Source organism: Streptomyces sp. SP18BB07 (assembly GCF_036322545.1).
Classification (GTDB): domain Bacteria; phylum Actinomycetota; class Actinomycetes; order Streptomycetales; family Streptomycetaceae; genus Streptomyces; species Streptomyces deccanensis.
Genome location: NZ_JAQYWT010000342.1, coordinates 212,381 through 229,989 on the forward strand (window position 1 = coordinate 212,381; position 17,609 = coordinate 229,989).

A 17,609-nucleotide genomic window follows, 5' to 3' on the forward strand; every position below is an offset into this window, starting at 1 on the left:
CCGTGCCGTACGACCCGAACGAGCAGTGGCGCGAGTACCACGTCACCCCGCGATACCTGGCCGGATCGACCTTCACCGGCGATCCCGCCCTCCAGCCCCTCCTCGACGCGGGCTGGAAACTGAATCACGACGAGATGGGTAACGCGTACGTCAACGCACCCGACCAGACGGTCCGCCTGGGCTACCTGCCCGAAGGCGACGACGACGCGCTGTGGAAGATCACGGCGTACTCCGATCCTTTCGCAATGCCCCGCTGGCTCGTCACCTTCCAGGACAGCACCCCCACCGAGATCGTCCAGGACTTCACCACCGCGCTCGCCGCCGCCTACGTTGAGGGCCCCGACTCCTACCTCTCCTACGGCAACAGTGAGCTGGCGGCCCTCGACGTCGGCACACCTCTTGCGGCAGCAGGCTGGAGCCACCACTACGGCGCGACCGACCTCTCCTTCGAATCCCCGGACGGCCTGGCCAAGGTCCACCTACGCCGCAACCGCCTCGACCACGCCGCCGAGATGACAGGCCATCAAGAGCGCTGGCTCATGCTGGCCGGACCGCCCGGCAACCAGTGGTACGCCACCGCCTCATCCTTCACCCCGGAGGGCCTGGTCGCCGCGATGAACACCGCGCTCACTGATCCGGCACCGGTCATCCGCTACGGCGACGACCTGCGCCGCCTTCCCCCGCAGGCAACGGCGACCCCGGTCAAGCCCCCGGTGCCGACTCCTCTGGATGTCCGCCGTGCCCAGGCTGCCAACTCGCGTTCCACCGTGACGGCTTCGCCTGCCGGCGCGCGGCCGTTCATCCCGGCACCGCGCCCGCCGTCGGCTCCGCAGGTCCCGCGCCCGGGGCACAGCCGCTGACCACCGTTTCCCTTTCTCTCCCTCGGGAGCCACCCGTGTCCGACGCCACTGCCCTCAACCAGGCCGACGCGATGATCGAGAAAGCCTGGGGCCGCCCCATCGACGCGCTGGAAAGCCTCGCTGTCCGCCGCCCCGTCGAGGACCCGCTCCTGCGCTCGGCGATGCATATCCGATCAAGCCTCGTCGTCTCGAACAACGCAATCGCCGTCCACCAGGACCGCTTGCACGCCCTCACCCGGCCCGGCCATGTGCCGGCCTTCTACGACCTGGACCGGATCACCAACTCGGCAATGGCCCTGCGGGTCGCGCAGGCCGAGAGCCGCACGGCCCTGCAGGCGATCAGCCACGTGATAGAGGCTCGCGAAGCCGCCGTGACCTCGGACCAAGCACCGGCGCTCCGCCTGGCCCAAGCCGCTGTCGCCCGCTCCGCGCACGCACCGCGCGCCCTGTGCCAACCACCCGACCAGCCCGCCCCGTCGGCCGCTGTCGGCCCGACGGTGGCCGCGACCGGGCCACGCCGCTAACCGGTTACTCCGCGTCTTCGTCGCGGTGGGCGTCCCCGAGCCGGGAGCCCACCGCGCGGGCCAGCTCCTCCAACGTCAGCTCGACGCATCGCCCGCCTGTGACCTGGCGCTCCACCACGGCTTCCCCATCACGTTGCCCTTCGGCCTGGGTACCCACGGCCCACTGGCCGTCGGCCACCATCGCGATGTCGCCCACCGTCCACGGCCGCCCGGCACTGCGGATCTTGCGCTCCAGCCCGGCACCGTCCCAGTACCTGCTCGACTCCGCCACTCCTGCTCCCCCTCCGGCTCCGTACAGCCCTGCGCCATAACCGGATTACGACAACCGGCCGCGCCGAGCCATTCCCCGGCCCGCCGGTCTCTCGCCCTCGAAGGCCAGTTCGCCCTCGGCAGACGGCACCTTCCCGGAAACGACTACGTACTTCGGCACACCGCATGCCAACGTACGGGTGTCGGTAAAACCGCAGGTCAACGAAGGGACCGTCCACCCGTGAGCGCCTCCAGCACCCTCCTGCCCGCTGTCGTCCGCCCCACCGTGGAGGAACGCGCCTGGCTCTCCAGCGACCACTGCGCGGGCTCAGTGCTCGAGCTGCTCGGCGCACTCGGCTGGGCGATCGTCGACACCCCGGAGGCCAACGTGCACTGCACCAGCCCGGACGGCCGCGTCTACGTCGGCTGGCTCCCCGAGGACACCGCCGCCTGGAAGCGAGGCATCGTCTGGCAGATCCGGGTCATCCCCGCCGACGCCGAGCCCTGGGTCCAGGAGTTCGGCCACTACACCCCCTCCGAAGCCGTCGCCGGGTTCATCGCCGCCCTCGTGGCACACCCCTCCCGCTGACCGTGCGGCGGCCGGGACGCCCTCCCTGCCGCCGCACACACCGCACCCCCCGCTGATCGGCTCATACATCGAGCCGACCGGCCCCTATACCACCGAGAGGAACGCGTCTTGACCTTCCGCGCCCCGCTGACCAACCACCATGCCGATGACACCGACTGCCCGGCGGACCACAAGCACACCAGCTCCGGCAAGCCGCTCCACCCCGACTGCCCCGGCCGCACCTACACCCAGGCCGTCTGCTCCTGCGGTGACTGGCAGATGAAGAACCCCGGCAAGGGCTACGTCAACGAGTGTCGCAAGCGGCACCTCGCCAGCCACCCCAAGCCGGAGGCGACCGGCCCGAAGGTCCTGCGCGACCTGCTCCGTCTCGACGCCCACTGACGCTCCACCAACACTGCTTCGCCCAACCGGTCCCGCTTCCGGAGGTTCCCGTGCCCCACTACCTGACCGTCGGCCACCTGCTCCGCCAACTCCAGAACCTCGACCCCAACCTGCCGATCCGCCTCGCCGTCAACCCCGACTGGCCCTTCACGCACTACCTCGGCACCGACGTCGTCGTGCGTGACGGCGTCGCGTTCATCGCCGACGACGGCCAAGAGGACTACCTCCCGCCAGCAGTCCGCGGCGCCCTCGCCTGGTCCTGACGCCGGCGCACCGACCCCGACAGGAGGGGCTCCATCTCACCGCGACTCCACACTCGCCCCGTCCGCCCGCTGCACGGCCTCGCCCTGCGGCCCATGCCATCCGGAGTGCGCGGCGCACTCGTCCACCGCGTCTCCGCCCTTCCCAACGGACCACTGGACGTCTCCTGGCTCCCGGCCGACATCCCCAGACTCCCCCTCGGCCACATCCGACTTCACTGGGAACCCGCCTCCCTGTCGGGCTGGGACGTCACCGCCCACCTCGGGCTGGCCAATGCCGAGGTCCATCTCGCCTCCTGGCCCGCCGCACCCGACGACTGGCCGCACCTGGTCCGCCCGACCATCCACGAGGTACGCGGCCTGTGCGCTGCCCTCGCGGTGGCCACCGCCGCCCTCGACATCTCCAATCGCCTCGCCGAGGTCTAACCGCAACCGCAAAGGCCGCCCCGCGCCGATCAGACAGGGGCGGCCTTGCCGTGCGTCCAGCCGCGCGTTGCGTACGCTCGTCCGCCGACGAACGAGGAGGACACGGTGGCCGACGACCAGCAACTCTGGGGGTATCCGGAGGCCGCCGCCCACCTGGGCATCAGCGTCCGAGCAGCCCGGAGCCGCAAGAGCCGGGGCAGTCTGCCGGAACCCGACGACACTAGCGTGCCGGACCGGCCGCGCTGGAGGCCCACCACCTTCCAGGGCTGGAAGCCCGTCGGCCGGGGGTTCCGCAGCGACCTGCACGACACCGCTCAGCACGACGGCACCGCATCCGGCTGACCGACGGTCGGACCCGCCCGTAGGCTGCGGCCATGACGACCGACTCGCCGATGCCGTCCCCGCCGTTCCCTGCGCCCGACAACGCCGTGCTCCGGCTGATCGTCGGCAACGCCATCGCATCGGTCCGCAGCGGCGAAGCCTCGGTGGAGGAGGCGATCCTCCACGCAGCCGTTCACGGCTGGTACGAGGGCCACGTCCAGGGCGAGGACGAGTGCCCTGGCTGCGACTTCCGGGGCGCGCTACCCAAATACAGCAACCGAAGCTGACTGGCGCACAATGGTCAGGCCGCAGCGCCTACAGCGGCAGAGGGGCGAGCGATGCCCACGACTTCGTAGAACGAATCTCCCCAAGTGGCCCATTTCCGCAACTGTTCGGCGTCCACGAGGTGGATCGCGTGATCACTGGCGAAATCGCGGGCCGGTTTGGAGAAGGTCCCGTTCGTGACCATTACAGCGATGTCAGCCTTGTGCACTGGCCGAGCCGTTCCATTGAACCGTTGGACAGGCTCGCTCCCGATGGCCCGTCCGGGCAGGGTGTTGATCTGCTTGCACTGCGCCACGACTCGGCGGCCGTCCGGCGTCAGGAATATGCCGTCCGCACCCAAGTCCCCGGCCCCGCCGTTCCTCCGGAGGACCTTCATTCCGTCCCGGTTCGCCAACCATGCGACGAGAATCTCGAAATTCTTGGAGTCGAACCGCAGAATGCGCTCCGGTGAATAGCTCTTGCCACTCTGGGAGAACGCCACTCTTCGACTATCGAGGTCGGCCAGACGGTCGACCTCCGCTATCAAGTCGGCGACAAGGGTGCTGTGCCTCTTGTTGATCGGCTCGATTTGGTTCCTACACTCGATGATCGTGTTCAGCGGGGAGTTGTTGCTACCCGGCAAGTATCGAGGCGCCAGATCCTCGTCGGGCAGACGGCGCAAGTCCTCAAGGGCCTCAGCCGAAACCCGCAGTGCCTCTTCGAGGTGAGCGACTTCCTCACCAATAGCGACGCTGGCGCTGTCGAACGCGGCGTCGAGTTCGACTCGTGTGCACTCCCACGACAGCCCCTGGAACTCAGGGTCGGACTTGAACTTCCGGAGCCTTCCAATGTCTCTGAGGAGGCCGTCTCTCATGCTCTCCAAATCGGAGTGGGCTTGCCTGCCTATCATCCCTTCCTGCACCCACAAGTAGGCGGCGAGAAGGTCGGCTTGGTCAGCCTTTCCCAAAGCGTCGCCCATCAGCGCGCGTACCTCGCGATCATGGTATCGGGGAGGGACGACACGGGCGTTACGGTCTATGATCACCGCAGGATATTAACCATCGCCTCTGACAAACCGGACGACCAGGGCAAGGTCGGCCTGTCCGCTCACAACCAGTCAGCCAAATTCAGCTGCTGCCCGATCGTGCGGCCAGGGACTGTTTTCTCTGGGACCGGACCGCGTCCCCAAGTAGAGTCTGCACGCACCGCCTGCTCTACGTACTGCCGCGCTGGAGCAAACTTGTTCATCGACACCGCTCATCACTCCAGATAGATGCCGGTGAAGGCGCCGTCGAAGCCGAGTGCGGCCAGGCCCTGCTCGACGCTGGCGTAGGTTGTCCCGTCCGGGATGACGATCATGGAGTCGAAGTCAGCGCGGCTGATCTCAGGCTCGAGCCACTGGTTGCTACAGCGACAGCGGACCCAGACGTTGCGGCCATGGTTGATGAGCAGCCAGTCGCGCCGGGCGCGGCAGGCCGAGCACATCACGGGGATCCCACGCAGGGACAGCTCGGGCGGGTGGCTGAGGCAGCGCGTCGCGCCGGGTCCACTGGGGGACTGCGTCTCGAACTGGAGCTGCAGCAGAGGGGCGCTTCCGGCGGGGATGGCGGGCAGGACGGGGGGCGGCTCTACGTGGTGGTCGGTCGTTCTGAGCACGAGCGTCATCTCCCGGTCGAGGGCCTTCTCTGTTCATCCGTAACAGCCGGTGGAACCGGTTGTCCATAGGTTTCGCGCAGTCTGGCAGGCCGGTGGTGGGCCTGCCAGACTGCTGGTCAGCGGCGCGGCGGCCGGTTGCGCGGGTCCGGTGCAGCGGGACGGGTCGCCATCGGAGGTGCGGTCCGAGTGCCAGTTCGGTTGGGCGCAGGCTTGCTTCGGCCAGTGCCGTCCTGCGGGGAGCGGACGGCCTCGCCCGGGTGCGCGGGAAGCTGGGCGAGCCGGCGCAGTCGCCAGACCAGGACGTCGTTCACGTCCTCGGCCGTGTCGAGTTCACGCATGGCGATGGCCTCCTGCAGGAGGGCCTTGGGGTCGTGGCCTGTCTGCTCGGCCTGGGCCAGGGTGGCGGCCAAGGCGTCGTTCTTCGTGTTCGTGCCGGGGCGGGTGCTGTTCTCGGGCAGGGCCGCGCGGATGGTGGTCTCGTAGGTGCGGCGCTGGGCTTCGGGCAAGGCTCGGCCCTGGTCGCGCAGGGCCTGCATGGGTGCGGCGGCGGCCTGGCGGTAGGCGGCGCGAAGGTGCTCGGCGGCCTGCCGGGAGGCTTCGGCCTGCTGGGCGTGACCGCGTGCGGAGTGCCAACGGGCGGCGGCCAACGCCACCAGGACCAGGGTGGAGACGAGCATGGCGGTGGTTCCGCCGTCTTCTCCTCGGCCGAGCGCGCCGCTGGCCTGGATGATGCCCCGGGCCGCCGAGCGGATCGCCCGGGTGTCGGCGCGTTCGGCTCGGACGTGGCTGCGGGTGGCGCGTTCGAAGGAGCGGGCGGCGGCGCCAAGTTCGGCGCGGGTGGTGGCCGGGGAGGTCTGGGCGACGGCGTCCAGGAGTTCGCCGACTCCGACGAGTTGGGCTGCGGCTTCGTCGTCGTCGCTGTCCAGGAGGATCGCGGCGCGCTCGGCGATCCCGGTGGCGGTGCGTCGCCCCCATGCGGGCGGCGACCAGTCCGAGCGGACGCTGTCGGCTTCCGGCAGCGGGCCCGTCTCGGGGGTTCCGTCGGCAAGGCGGCGCTGGATCCTGGGATAGGAGAGGTCGGGGGCCAGGGTCGAGCCCGCGAACCAGACCGGCTCGCGATCGCGGTTGCGGTCTCCGGGCAGCGCGACCGTGTAGCCGAGGATGTCGCCGGAGGGGGCGTGCCGGAGCTTGACGCGCAGGCCCGCCTCGCGAAGGCGGGTGAAGAACTCGGCTTCGCTGGCGGCTCCGGCGACGGCCTGGCGGACAGCTTCGCGAAGGGTCTCGCGCGGTGTCTCGGGTCGGCCGGTCCGCTCGGCTTTGAAGCGCTCGGCGCTGGTGGGCGTCTTGGCTCCGGTGCCGTCGCCGGGCTTGAGCCGGCGCAGGCCCATCTCCTGTTCGATGCGACGGCATTCGGCCTGGGCCTTCTTGAAGTCGTAGTTCATCCTCGGACGGCGCAGGTCGCCTCGGACCATGGTGGCCAGGATGTGGATGTGGTCGTCAGCGTGGCGCACCGCGACCCAGCGGCAGCCATCAGGATCGCCCTCGGGAGCGAGGTTGACGGCGTGAACCAGGCGGCGGGCGACGGTGTTCCACTCGTCGTCGGTCAGGGTCCGGTCGCCGGGGTCGGTACGGACCGAGCAGTGCCAGACGTGCTGGGCCGGCGCCTTGTCGCCGGCCTGCTTGACCCGCAGGTCCAGGGCGGCAGCGAGCCGGGCGAGGGTGACCTTGGGGTCGGGGTCGGCGCTGGTGTCACGGCCGGGGTCGGGGGCGAAGCCGTCCCAACTGCCGACGAGGTGGGGATCTGTGTGCTCGTCGCGCTTGCCGGGGCCGTACAGGTAGACGAGCAGGCCGTGGGTGCGCGAGCCGCGTCGGATCTTGGGGACCATCAGAGGCGCTTCTTCACCAGGGTGTCGGCCGCGTCGTCCACGCGGGTCAGGACGCGGTTCACGGTCATCAGGGCGCGGTCGAGTTCGCCGGGGAGGGGCTGTCCTCCGGCGTTGTAGACGAAGGCGATCTGGTTGATGTTGTTGCCGACACGAGAGATGGCGGTGCGCAGGGCGGCCAGCTCGTCGATGGCGGCGTCGAGCTGATCGTTGGTGTGCACGATGGTCGATCCGCGGGCGACGGCGAGGCCGGCGGAGGCGAGGAAACGGGCGACGGTGACGGCGCGCTGCTTTGCGGCGGCGGCGATCTCGGTCTTCTCGGTGTCGGACAGGCGGGTGGTCGTCTTGTGGGTGCGCTGGCTCGGGTCGCGGGTGCGTCGGCGCGGCTTGCGGTCGGGGAACGCAGGTTGGCTCGGGCTTTGCTGTTCGCGCGGGGCGCGGTCGTCTGCTTCTCCTCCCACGACCGGCGCCCCCTGGTGCCGGGAGTCCGGCCGGTCCCCGTGCGCCCTCGCTCGGGGAGCAGCCGGACTTCCCCCGCTCCCCTGGGCGGGGGCAAGTGCGTACGACGGGCCGTAGGACCGTCGTACGCGACAACTTGCTCCGCCTGGAGCCGAGTTGGAGTCACGGTGCGGTCCGGACGTGGTGGCCGCCGGGTCGTTGGCGGTCACCGGCCCGCCTCCGCGTCCTGCTGACGGATGTCGCGGACGATGTTCTCGATCCAGTCCATAGCCAGGACCGGGTGGTGCAGAGTCCAGGGGCGGTTGTGTCGACACCGTTGCACGGTCCAGGTGTTGTCGGGACCGGACTCGGCGCGGTGAATGTGGCCGCGCTGGTGCAGGACGGTCAGCCAGGTCTCCACCTCGGCGGGTGTCGCGGGCTTCGTGCGCATGGCGGTGCTCTCCGGTTCACGGGAGGACGTCGTGGGGCTGGCCGTCCGGGGCGGGTGACCGGCCGAGGTATCCGGCTCGGTCACCGCCCCATGGGGTGTGCGGTCAGTTCCGGGAGGTGGTGACCGACTGGCCGTGCTGCTGGCGCAGCTGGACCATCAGGGCGGTCAGCGTGTCGCTGGAGAGCGGGATCTGCTGACCGCGGATCGCCTGGGCGACCACCTTGCGGGTCAGTTTGTCCTCGGCCCTGACCGCTGACCGGGCGATCTCCAGCAGCTCCTCGGTGTCCGGGTCAGGCCGCCGACCACCGGTTGTCCGAGGGGCACGGTCACTGACCGGCGGGAGGTTGTCCGGGTGACCGGTGACCGGCTCGGTGACGGTGTGTCGGTCACTGACCGCCGAGGTGGTGTCCGGCTGTCCGCCCAGGTCAGCAGCCTTGGTCTCCCTGTCACGATGGCTGCTGTCCGGGCTGCCACTGTCCGCTGGGGCACTGCCCCCAGCCAGTGTCCGGGCAGCCGGGGCCTGCTTGTCCAGGGACGGGCGGGGCCGGTCGGCCAGGGCGGTGGCCGACTGTCCGGCGCCCACCTGACCGGGCTGCGGTTGCTGCTGACCAGCCCGTTCAGTCCGAGTGACCGGGATACGCACGCGCTGACCGGGGTGACCGGCCTGACCGAGTCCATCGCGGTCACTTCGGTCACTGGACTTGACCGGCCCCCGGGCGATGAGGATGTACAGGTGCACCGCTCCGGCCAAGGCCAGCGGGGCGATGGTGGACAGCACCGCGACCACCGTGTCTCCGAGCCGCAGCCCGGTGGCCGAGGTGTTCTCTTCGTTGAGCCTGACCGCGTGCAACGCGTTGGCCCAGATGCTGGCAGCAGTGGCCGTGCCGAAGAGCGTCCAGACGTAAAGCCGGGCGCGCAGCGGTGCGTCGCGCAGGACCAGCAAAGCGCGGATGCCGTACGCGATGAACCCATCGATCACCAAGGGGAAGAGGTAGGTCAGCAGCCCCCGGACGTGGATGGCGACGGCCATCTGCTGCAGGGCGTCGTACGACAGGGCGCATCCCGCCCCACCGAGGGCGATGACGACCGCGCGGTCCCACCCGGTGACATGCGCCGTGCTCGGCGCGCTCGCGACACTCACGCCGCCGTCCCGAAGTCGTCGCGGCCCAGCTGCTTGCTGTCGGTCTCAGGGGGTGGGGTGTTCTGCGTGGTCTGCTCCAGGTCTCGGTTGCGCAGGGCTCGGCGGGTTTCGCGGTACAGCTTCTGGGCGTGCTCCTCGCTGATCTTCAGGAGCCAGGCCAGGCGCTGTTCGGTGAGGCCGTGGCGGTAGGCGGCACGGACGACCGCGCGGCGCTCGGCCTTGGTGAGGTGGACGTCGCGCCCGGCGACGGTGGCGTTGACCCGGCTGTAGTCGAGGCGGCCGGCGATGTTCTCGTGCAGCGGCTCGCGCTCCTCCTCGGTCATCCCGCCCCGTATGCCGTGGGTGTCGCCGCCTTCCAGGGCGGCGTCCAGGCAGGTACGGCGGACCGGGCACTGGCCGCACAGCGACTTCGCCGCAGCGATCTTGGCGGTCTCGTCGGGCTCGGGGAAGAACATGTCGGGGTCCACCGGGTTGTACTCGGTGCTCTGGCAGACGGCCTGGTCCTGCCAGGTGTGGTCACCGAGCGACCGGTGGCGGGCAGGGCTGATCGTCGTGGTGGTCATGCGGGTTGCTCCGATCGCTCTCCGCGCGCAGGGGCGTCGGCGGAGGGGTGCGCTGGGTCGGGAGGTGCATGGGGCGGCGCGCTGCAGGCGCGGCCCGGCGGTACGGCCGGCGGTGGGTCAGGCGGCGGGTCGGTGGCGTCTGCGGTCGACCGGCTCGAACTCGACCCGGGTGGTCATCTGCGCGAGTCGGGAGGTGACGCGGTCGCCGAGGTAGGCCCGGAGGTCCTTGATCGCCAGGTTGGTGGTGATCAGCGTCGGGAGCATGTGGTTGTACCGGCGGTTGATCAGCCGGTAGGTCACTTCCTCGACCCACTCGGACGCCTTGGCCGCGCCGAGGTCGTCGATGATCAGCAGAGGACATCGGCTGACGGCCGCCAGCTCCCGCTCGCTGTCCACCCCGGGGCGAGGGCGCAGGTCGGCGTACAGGTCGGCGGCCGTGGTCGCGCGCCACCGCACGCCCACTCCGGTCTGCACCAGCTGTCGGACCGCCCCGTACGCCTGGTGGGTCTTGCCCGCGCCGACCACGCCGGCCATCAGCAGGCTTGGGCCGGTTGTGACCTGCCGCCGGGCTCCCAGACTGGGGGCGACAGCCTGCTGGGCGACGTCCTTGGCCCAGGCCAGGACCTGCGGGTGGTCAGCGACCGCACCCTGGTAGCGCGGGGGCATCGCGGTCAACAGGGCATCCAGCGGGGAGAAGGATTCGGGCTCGTCGACCAAGGCGGCGGCGGCTGCCGGGTCGATGTTGCGGGCGGCCAGGATCCGTGCCATCCGGTCCAGGGTTCCTGCGCCGCCGAGAGTCTGCGGGTCGCGGGTACGGGTGCGCATCACAGCTCCTCGGCGTAGGCGGCGGCAGCGTCGACCGGGTTGGTCCACGCCTGGTGAGCGGGCACGGTAGGCCGAATTCCCGGCCGCGCCAAACCGGACGCTCGTGCGTTCATGGCGTCGTTGACCAGGCTCGGCAGGCGGCTGGGGTGGCCCTGGATCTCCGCGAAGCGCTTCAGTCCGGCGCGGACGTGCTCCGACGCGATGCCCTCGCCGAGGAGATTCTTGGCGATGCGGCCGAGGTGTCCGATCACGTCGCTGGGCGGTCGTTCGTCGCACGCGGCGACGTACTCGCCGATCAGGTCGTTGACCGAGACGGTGGTGGCGGGCGCTGTGCGCCCCGTAGGGAATGAAGATCCAGGATCCAAGATCCTAGATCCAGGCACCGAGCCCTCTCGGAGGCTTCGGGGAGGCTTCGGGGAGCCCTCGGCGAATGCCTCCCGACCTGCGGCTTTCTCGTCACTGTGATCAGGGGTGCCGTCGAGGCCGACCAAGGGTTCCTGCCGTGCGGCCGGGGCCCCGCTCGGGGGGATGGGAGGCGTCGGGGCGGGCTGCGCGGGCGGATCGAGGGTTCGGGGAGCGTTCGGCGAAGTCTCGGCGAGTCCTCCGGTAGGGGTGGGCGACGTTTCGGGGTGCCGAGTGCAGGTCCCCTTGCAGGGACCGCACCGGGCTGCCGCGTGGTGCTGCGGGCAGGAGGGCAGCCGGGACTGGCTGGCCTTGTCGATCTTCTGGTGCTCGGACCAGGTCACGACATGGAGGTAGCGGCGGCCGTCGCAGCCGGTGTACCGGCAGAGCAGTCCCGCGTTGGCGAGCTGCTGGAGGTCGTCCTCGACGTGGACCGACGTGTGCTCGGCCCGCAGGGGCCAGAGCAGCCCCGCGATGATCGCGGCGTTGTCGCGATGGCGGCCGTGGTCGTCGGCCTGGGTGAGGAGTCCGAAGAACGTCCGCTCCGCCTCGACGCTCACCTCGGCGAGCGACTCGGAGAAGAACGCCTCCGGCTTGATGGTCCGGATCCGTGCCATGTCAGCGGCCTCGACCGACGAGATCGCTGCGGGTGAGGGTCGCGGTGGTGAGGTCGAAGGTGTGAGGGCGGGTCCAGTCCACGTCCGGCCAGACCCGCATGATCCAGCGTGCCGCGACCCTGGCGGTCGTCCGGCTCAGCTCGACCGTGGCCCCGCCCGCGTCCTTGGCGACGGTGTGCGGGTGGGGCCACGTCTGCGCGGGATCGGTGAGACTGACGCGGATGGTGGCCGCCCCGGGGATCATGTCGGCGAGCTGGGCCGCGAGGCGGTGCTGGCGGGCCGTGTCCGGGCATGCCGGGGTTTCGCTCGGCATGGCGAGCATGTGATACTCCGTTGTTCGTAGGAGTGCGGTGCGGCGGTTCTCGTGCAAAAGCCCCGCTGCCCGCGAGATGTGAATCGGCGCCTTCGAGGTGCCGGCCCGGCGTCCAGGAGTTGGTAGCTCTTGGGCGCCGGTGCAGTTTCCCGGGCTTACCCGGCCCGGTCGGTCTGCCTGTCTCGTATACGTGCCTCCTTCTTGCCCTCGCTCCCCAGGCAGGCTGCCCGGCGAGCGACGACGAACATATGCGCAGGTCGCGCCAAGATCCAGCCCTATCCGGAGGCGCCGCAGAGAGGCCGAAGGCGAAGATCGAGCAGGGGTGCGGAGCACCCCGTCTTTCGCTAGGCTGAAGCTATTCCGACTCAACGAAAAAGTCAACGCACCGATGTTCCTTCGGTTTGACGAAAACGAGGGTGAGATGTCTGCTCGTCACTTCGACCGACACCGCGTGCGCACGGTGCGGCGAGCTGCCGAGATCTCGCAGGCCGAGGTGGCTGCAGCCGTCGGCGTGGCCGACTCGACAATCGCCGGCTGGGAATCGGGAGACACGGTCCCTGACGCGGAAAAACTGCCCGCGCTGGCCCGCGCGCTCAAGCGGGGGCTGGACGACATGTTCCCGCGTACCGGACTGCCCGATCTGACGGACCTGCGGTGCGATGCCGGCTACTACCAGTACGAGACGGCAGCACTGATCGGCACCAAGAGCGCCGGGCCGGTGGCGGGAGCCGAACGTGGGGAGCGGCGACTCAAGGACAAGTACGTCCCGGCCCTGGCAGCGGCGTACCGGGTGAGCGAGGAGGAGCTGCGGCGGGCAGAGGACCGGTCGATCGCCAAGGCCCAGGAGACACAAGCCGGCCAGTCCGCCGAGGATGGCGGCACCGTCCCGGCCTCCTCGGGGCCACCCGGCACGCTGGGCGAGAAGATCACTCTGATCCTGGAGCGCTCGTACCCCGGGCAGCAGGGGCCGCCGACGGACTCGGAAATCGCCGACGCCGTCAATGCTCATGCCGGGTCGAAGGTCATCACCGGGGAGGGCGTCCGGGATCTCCGGACCGGTGCCGCGGAATCGGCTTCGCCCGTCGTTCTTGAGGGCCTGGCCGCCTTCTTCGGTGTGTCCGCGATGTACTTCCAGCCGGACGATGCCGTGGCCCGTCAGGTCTACGAGGGCCTCCGACTCCTGTCAGCGTCGAGGAGCGGGGCCGTGGGCCGGGTCAGGGGTCGGGGGACGGGCTCCCAGGGATTGCCGGCGAATGTCATGGAATTCGTCAACGACCTGGTCACGGAGCTGGAGCAGAGAGCACCGGAGGCGAACGAGTAGCACCCTGTCCGGGACTCAGAAGAGCCCCGGACGTGCTGTCACCTACGGCTGCGCGGTCGTCTCGCGCGGCTCGTGCCGCTGCCCTGCGGCCACCACCGTCCGGACCGCCTTCAACGCGGCGAGATCCTCAAGGGGGTCTCCGTCGACCACCAGCAGGTCCGCCCGGAACCCGGGAGCGATTCGCCCCGTCGTATCGCCCAGCCCCAGTGCGCCAGCCGCGTCGGCGGTCGCCATATCGAGGATCTTGCTGTTCGGCAGGCCCAGGTGCGCGTAGAACGACAGGGCGGGCACCAGTCCGTCGAACCCCGTGCGCTGGACTCCGGCGTCGGTTCCGGCGATGAGCTTGGCGCCGGCCTCCGCCATCTGCCGTACGAGGTCGAACATGGCAGCCGCCCGCTCCTCGCCGAAGAAGCGGGGGAGCATCTGCCAGTGAGGGCTGACGGCAGGGCAGACGGCGATGCCCCGGTCGATGATCTGCTTCAGGACGTCCTGGCGAAGGTCGAAGCCGTCGTTCGTCATCCACGTGCAGTGCTCGATCGTGTCGACGCCTGCTGCCACGGCCGCGACGATGCCGTCCGTACCGTGCGCGTGGGCTGCCACGGGCACGCCTGCTTGATGGGCCTCGTCCACCAGGGCCTGGAGTTCCTCCAGGGTGAACTGGCTCTGCCAGCTCTTCGGCCCGTCCTTGGTCAGGCCGCCTCCGGTAACCATCGCCTTGATCACCCCGGCGCCCGCCGAGATGTTGTACCGCACGAGGTCACGGACCTCAGCCACACCGGAAACCTCACCTCCGAGGAAGTGGCAGTGCCCGCCGGGAGGCGTCGCGGGCGTCCCCGCGGACACGATCCGCGGGCCTGGCCTGCCTCCACGGGCGATCTCCTCGTCCAAGCGCAGGGCAAGGCCGTCACGGTCTCCCAGGTCACGGACCGTCGTCACACCGCTGCGCAGGAGCTGCTCCGCGCGAAGCCGCATGTCGCTCAGCAGAGTCTCGTCGCTGGATGCCTGGAGCACGGCCACCGGGTCCGCGCCTCCGTCGAAGGCGAGGTGGACGTGGGCGTCGATGAGGCCAGGCACGATCGTTCCCGTGGGGAACGCGAGCCGCTCCACGTCCGTGCCGACCCGCTCCGCGAGCTGCGCGCGTGGTCCCACCGCCGTGATCGAGTCTCCCTCGACGAGGATGGCGCCGTCGTCCAGGTACTTCCCGGAGCTGACGAGAACCCGTCCTGCGGTGATCAGCATCTGGTCTCTCCTTGATCTTCGGTACGGTCAGGCAGACAGGCGCAGCGCGTCCGACACGGCTATCAGCTGACGAACGTCCGCTTCTCGGTTGTCCTCCTCGGGCACTGCCAGCCGTACCGCCGGGCGGGGGACGAGCGTGCCCTTCCCCATCGTGTCCACAGCGCGCCGAAGGCGGTCCGCCAACACGGCCGGAGGGAGAGCGAGCACTTCGATGTCCTCCGACGCGTCGACCAGGTGTGGGCTGACATCGACCAGTCCGTCACGGCACTCCACTATCCGTCGGTGGTAGCGACGGTGCACACCGCGCGCCCGCCACCGGTCCCACAGCCCGGACGAAGCGGGCCGCAGCACGTTCTCGGGGTACGCCTCGGCGAGCAGCTGCCACAGCGGAGCCAGCCGACGGTGGTCACGGCGACGCCGCAGCCAGAGCCGCGCCGACGTGACCCTCGCGCGGGCCCCCGGGTAGGTGACGCCCACGAAGAAGAGCAGGATGGACACCACGAGCAGGAACGCGACACCTGCCATGAGCGGCTGTGGCACGGTCCCGCCGCTCCACCGGATGGCGACGAAGACCGCTCGGACCGCGCAGGCCACCGCCATCGCGCTGAGGCCGACGGCGGCCATCCACAGGCCCGTGGCGTGCGGTCGCCGTGACATTCGGGCATAGCGTCGGGTCCAGCGGCCGGCGGCACCGAGGGCGTACATGAGGTACAGGCCGGCGCCGCCGTAGAAGAAGGCGATCTGGGGAATCGTCATGTCCGCCGTGCTGAAGGAACCGGCGAACACGTCGTGCGGGACCGACAGCGCGGCGACCGTGATCGCCAATGCCACGGCCGCGACGAGGAGTGCTTCCCGCCTGGCACGGAGCCGACCGGCCTGCCCGTCGGCCGAGTACAGGTAGAAGCACATCAGGAAGTAGACCGTCAGCAGGAGCAGCACATTCTGCATCAGCTTCGCGGTGCCGTGCCCGGCCACGGTGTCGACGCCCGAGGCGCCGCCAGGCATGGCCAGCGGATACGACAGCGCGGCGCTCAACAGGCACAACGTGACGGAACGAAGCGGCGCGTCATGAGGCGCTCGGGACCACTGGTACAGCTTCCAGACGACCGCGACCGCGAGGCCCAGGAGGATCACTTCGGTCATGGGTCAGAGCCACCCTCGCCGGTCGCCCAGCGCCGCCTGAACCCGTCGGACCGAGGGGTCCTCGGAGAGCGGGGTGACGTGGTCGAGCACCGACGACCACTCCAGGATGATCGTGGCCGCGAGTTCGACGGCGCACTCTTCCCCGTCGTCGTACGAGCACCGGCGGGCCACACGCCGGATCAGGGCGGGATCAAGCACCGGGATCATCGTGGCCCAGCCTTCGACGAAGTCGTCCGGAGCTTCCTGCTCCTCCTCGACCGGCTCTTCCTCGGCCACGATGATGTGGAACACCTCGTGCAGGATGATGTGGTCCTGATGCAGAGGAGTCGTTTCCTGCTGGTAGAGGACCACGTCCATCTGTGGCGTGTCGACCCACAGCCCCGACGGTCCGGGTTTCTCCAGTGGGAAGGGCCGCAGGACGATCGGGCGTCCACGCCTCTCGCCGAGTGCCCGACAGAGTTCCTTCACGTCCAGCGGCGGCTGGATACCGAGGCTCTGTAGCTCGCGCCGTAGTCGGCGGTGCAGGTCTCGCTCCACCGTTCGCTTCTGAGCCGTGCGCCACCGCCCCAACCGCCGGCGGCTCGCTCCGCCCAGCGCGGGCAACTTGGGCTGAGCCGCATCGCGGTCACTTCTTCCAGGCCACATCGGTGATCCCTCCGTACCAGCCGCGGATGGCTCCGAGACAGAGCCGAGCGACGGCCGCGCCCGTTTCGACGATGTCCAGTCCCCGCCACACCGACGCAACCGAAGTGATCACGGGCATCGAGAGCAGTTCGTCGTGCCGCGAACGCCCCGATCCGTGGACCACACGGGTGCGCACACCCCAGACCCACCTGCTACCGAACGTCGCTGGCGTGAACGATCGATGACAGACCGCAAAGCGCCTACGGCGGGCTTTGGGAACTGCATCGGAGGCTACGTGAAGCCCACACGAGGACCTGGCCGAAAGCGACCCACGAAGCCGCACGAACAACGACCCAACAAATCACACCAAATTAACTCACCTGGCTGTAGATCATGCTTTTGAGCTGGCAATTCACGTAAGCGACGCGTCCACGCCAAGCAGGCCGGGGAGCGCCTGCTTCGTTATCAATCCGAGATGTTTTCACCGTGCCCAAATCGCGCAACTAGCGCCATAAGGCACCGAAATCCCCAGCTCGCGCGACGGGCAACGGCTGTGGCCATGACCACTTTCAGCCAGTCGGCGCGTGATTCACCATTACGCTTCCGGCCATGAGCAGCGAGATACACAGCCAAGGCGGCGACTACCTGGAGTTCTGGGGTGAGTACCATCTGTGCACTCTGACGACACTCCGTCCGGACGGCCGCCCGCATGTCGTGCCGGTTGGGGTCACCGTGGACGCCGACGCTGGCATCGCTCGGGTTATCACCCGCAAATCGAGCAGAAAAGTCGCCAACGTTCAGGCGGCGCCTCCCGGCCAGGCACGCGTAGCCGTCTGCCAAGTGGACGGAGGGCGCTGGGCGACGCTGGAAGGCACAGCCGAAGTTCGCACCCACCCAGTCGCCGTGGAGGACGCTGTGGCGCGCTACGGGGAGCGGTACGGACGGACGCCGACTCCGGATCCGGAGCGCGTGGTCATCGAGATCACGATCGACCGGGCCATGGGCCAGGTCGGTGCGGCGAAGCCCACGACGACAAACGTTGCGGCCTGACGGAGCCATGGACCAGCTGTAGGACGAGCTGGCCTCCTCGGAGGTTGGGCAGAGAACCGTCCAGGTCGT

25 protein-coding genes are annotated in these 17,609 nt (G+C 69.6%); 10 read left to right on the top strand and 15 right to left on the bottom strand.

Annotated elements, in window-relative coordinates; genetic code table 11:
• Positions 1-2: 2 nt before the first annotated feature.
• Together PUR53_RS31970 and PUR53_RS31975 are read left to right on the top strand one after the other, a co-directional pair.
• Positions 3-860 (top strand): DUF317 domain-containing protein, encoded by an 858-nt coding sequence (locus PUR53_RS31970; protein WP_329910525.1) that lies wholly within the window; start codon positions 3-5, stop codon positions 858-860.
• A 35-nt stretch (positions 861-895) separates the two neighbouring features.
• Entirely contained in the window at positions 896-1,384 is a 489-nt protein-coding gene (locus PUR53_RS31975; RefSeq protein ID WP_329910526.1) for a hypothetical protein, read from the top strand.
• 4 nt (positions 1,385-1,388) lie between these two features.
• Here PUR53_RS31975 and PUR53_RS31980 read toward each other — a convergent pair whose 3' ends face one another.
• Positions 1,389-1,655 (bottom strand): hypothetical protein, encoded by a 267-nt coding sequence (locus PUR53_RS31980; RefSeq protein WP_329910527.1) that lies wholly within the window; start codon positions 1,653-1,655, stop codon positions 1,389-1,391.
• A 219-nt stretch (positions 1,656-1,874) separates the two neighbouring features.
• Here PUR53_RS31980 and PUR53_RS31985 point away from each other — a divergent pair, with 219 nt between their 5' ends.
• The 6 genes from PUR53_RS31985 (at position 1,875) to PUR53_RS32010 (ending at position 3,897) form a co-directional block, all read left to right on the top strand.
• Positions 1,875-2,222: a DUF317 domain-containing protein gene (locus tag PUR53_RS31985; protein WP_329910528.1), complete on the top strand. Its 348-nt coding sequence runs from the start codon at positions 1,875-1,877 to the stop codon at positions 2,220-2,222.
• Between the two features lie 108 nt (positions 2,223-2,330).
• A complete protein-coding gene (locus PUR53_RS31990; RefSeq protein ID WP_329910529.1) occupies positions 2,331-2,603 on the top strand; it encodes a hypothetical protein in 273 nt (90 codons plus the stop codon).
• A gap of 50 nt (positions 2,604-2,653) precedes the next feature.
• Positions 2,654-2,866, top strand: a complete 213-nt coding sequence (locus tag PUR53_RS31995) for a hypothetical protein (RefSeq protein WP_329910530.1) — start codon at positions 2,654-2,656, stop codon at positions 2,864-2,866.
• A 93-nt stretch (positions 2,867-2,959) separates the two neighbouring features.
• Positions 2,960-3,289 carry an esterase gene (locus PUR53_RS32000; protein WP_329910531.1) on the top strand — a complete coding sequence of 110 codons (330 nt, stop codon included), beginning with the start codon at positions 2,960-2,962 and terminating at the stop codon, positions 3,287-3,289.
• Positions 3,290-3,394: 105 nt separating this feature from the next.
• Positions 3,395-3,631: a MarR family transcriptional regulator gene (locus PUR53_RS32005; protein ID WP_329910532.1), complete on the top strand. Its 237-nt coding sequence runs from the start codon at positions 3,395-3,397 to the stop codon at positions 3,629-3,631.
• A 32-nt stretch (positions 3,632-3,663) separates the two neighbouring features.
• Positions 3,664-3,897 (top strand): hypothetical protein, encoded by a 234-nt coding sequence (locus tag PUR53_RS32010; protein ID WP_329910533.1) that lies wholly within the window; start codon positions 3,664-3,666, stop codon positions 3,895-3,897.
• A gap of 14 nt (positions 3,898-3,911) precedes the next feature.
• Here PUR53_RS32010 and PUR53_RS32015 read toward each other — a convergent pair whose 3' ends face one another.
• The 10 genes from PUR53_RS32015 to PUR53_RS32060 form a co-directional block, all read right to left on the bottom strand.
• On the bottom strand, positions 3,912-4,919 hold the full coding sequence (locus PUR53_RS32015; protein ID WP_329910534.1) for a restriction endonuclease: 1,008 nt from the start codon (positions 4,917-4,919) through the stop codon (positions 3,912-3,914).
• A 215-nt stretch (positions 4,920-5,134) separates the two neighbouring features.
• Positions 5,135-5,539, bottom strand: a complete 405-nt coding sequence (locus PUR53_RS32020) for a hypothetical protein (RefSeq protein WP_329910535.1) — start codon at positions 5,537-5,539, stop codon at positions 5,135-5,137.
• Between the two features lie 107 nt (positions 5,540-5,646).
• Positions 5,647-7,416 carry a relaxase/mobilization nuclease domain-containing protein gene (locus PUR53_RS32025; protein WP_329910536.1) on the bottom strand — a complete coding sequence of 590 codons (1,770 nt, stop codon included), beginning with the start codon at positions 7,414-7,416 and terminating at the stop codon, positions 5,647-5,649.
• Positions 7,416-7,874, bottom strand: a complete 459-nt coding sequence (locus PUR53_RS32030; RefSeq protein ID WP_329910537.1) for a plasmid mobilization protein — start codon at positions 7,872-7,874, stop codon at positions 7,416-7,418. Before PUR53_RS32030 ends, PUR53_RS32025 begins: the two co-directional genes overlap by 1 nt.
• Before the next feature lie 203 nt (positions 7,875-8,077).
• Positions 8,078-8,386 (bottom strand): hypothetical protein, encoded by a 309-nt coding sequence (locus tag PUR53_RS32035; protein ID WP_443080382.1) that lies wholly within the window; start codon positions 8,384-8,386, stop codon positions 8,078-8,080.
• A gap of 19 nt (positions 8,387-8,405) precedes the next feature.
• Positions 8,406-9,443: a DUF2637 domain-containing protein gene (locus PUR53_RS32040; RefSeq protein ID WP_329910538.1), complete on the bottom strand. Its 1,038-nt coding sequence runs from the start codon at positions 9,441-9,443 to the stop codon at positions 8,406-8,408.
• Positions 9,440-10,006: a WhiB family transcriptional regulator gene (locus tag PUR53_RS32045; RefSeq protein WP_329910539.1), complete on the bottom strand. Its 567-nt coding sequence runs from the start codon at positions 10,004-10,006 to the stop codon at positions 9,440-9,442. Before PUR53_RS32045 ends, PUR53_RS32040 begins: the two co-directional genes overlap by 4 nt.
• Before the next feature lie 117 nt (positions 10,007-10,123).
• Positions 10,124-10,831, bottom strand: coding sequence for an ATP-binding protein (locus PUR53_RS32050; protein WP_329910540.1), 708 nt, complete (start codon positions 10,829-10,831; stop codon positions 10,124-10,126).
• A complete protein-coding gene (locus tag PUR53_RS32055; protein ID WP_329910541.1) occupies positions 10,831-11,850 on the bottom strand; it encodes a hypothetical protein in 1,020 nt (339 codons plus the stop codon). Before PUR53_RS32055 ends, PUR53_RS32050 begins: the two co-directional genes overlap by 1 nt.
• Before the next feature lies 1 nt (position 11,851).
• Positions 11,852-12,172, bottom strand: coding sequence for a transcriptional regulator (locus PUR53_RS32060; protein ID WP_329910542.1), 321 nt, complete (start codon positions 12,170-12,172; stop codon positions 11,852-11,854).
• A 412-nt stretch (positions 12,173-12,584) separates the two neighbouring features.
• Here PUR53_RS32060 and PUR53_RS32065 point away from each other — a divergent pair, with 412 nt between their 5' ends.
• The gene (locus PUR53_RS32065) at positions 12,585-13,484 is read left to right on the top strand and encodes a helix-turn-helix domain-containing protein (RefSeq protein ID WP_329910543.1); all 900 of its coding nucleotides are present in this window, start codon (positions 12,585-12,587) and stop codon (positions 13,482-13,484) included.
• A 42-nt stretch (positions 13,485-13,526) separates the two neighbouring features.
• Here the strand turns inward: PUR53_RS32065 and PUR53_RS32070 are convergent, their stop codons facing one another.
• From PUR53_RS32070 to PUR53_RS32085, 4 genes are all read right to left on the bottom strand, one after another.
• On the bottom strand, positions 13,527-14,723 hold the full coding sequence (locus PUR53_RS32070; protein WP_329910544.1) for an amidohydrolase family protein: 1,197 nt from the start codon (positions 14,721-14,723) through the stop codon (positions 13,527-13,529).
• A 27-nt stretch (positions 14,724-14,750) separates the two neighbouring features.
• Entirely contained in the window at positions 14,751-15,866 is a 1,116-nt protein-coding gene (locus PUR53_RS32075; protein ID WP_329910545.1) for an MAB_1171c family putative transporter, read from the bottom strand.
• A 3-nt stretch (positions 15,867-15,869) separates the two neighbouring features.
• Positions 15,870-16,403 (bottom strand): hypothetical protein, encoded by a 534-nt coding sequence (locus PUR53_RS32080; protein WP_329910546.1) that lies wholly within the window; start codon positions 16,401-16,403, stop codon positions 15,870-15,872.
• An 88-nt stretch (positions 16,404-16,491) separates the two neighbouring features.
• Entirely contained in the window at positions 16,492-16,686 is a 195-nt protein-coding gene (locus PUR53_RS32085) for a hypothetical protein (RefSeq protein WP_329910547.1), read from the bottom strand.
• A 413-nt stretch (positions 16,687-17,099) separates the two neighbouring features.
• On the opposite strand from PUR53_RS32085, the gene PUR53_RS32090 reads away from it, so the two are divergent.
• Entirely contained in the window at positions 17,100-17,540 is a 441-nt protein-coding gene (locus tag PUR53_RS32090; RefSeq protein ID WP_329910548.1) for a pyridoxamine 5'-phosphate oxidase family protein, read from the top strand.
• The last annotated feature ends 69 nt before the right edge of the window (positions 17,541-17,609 follow it).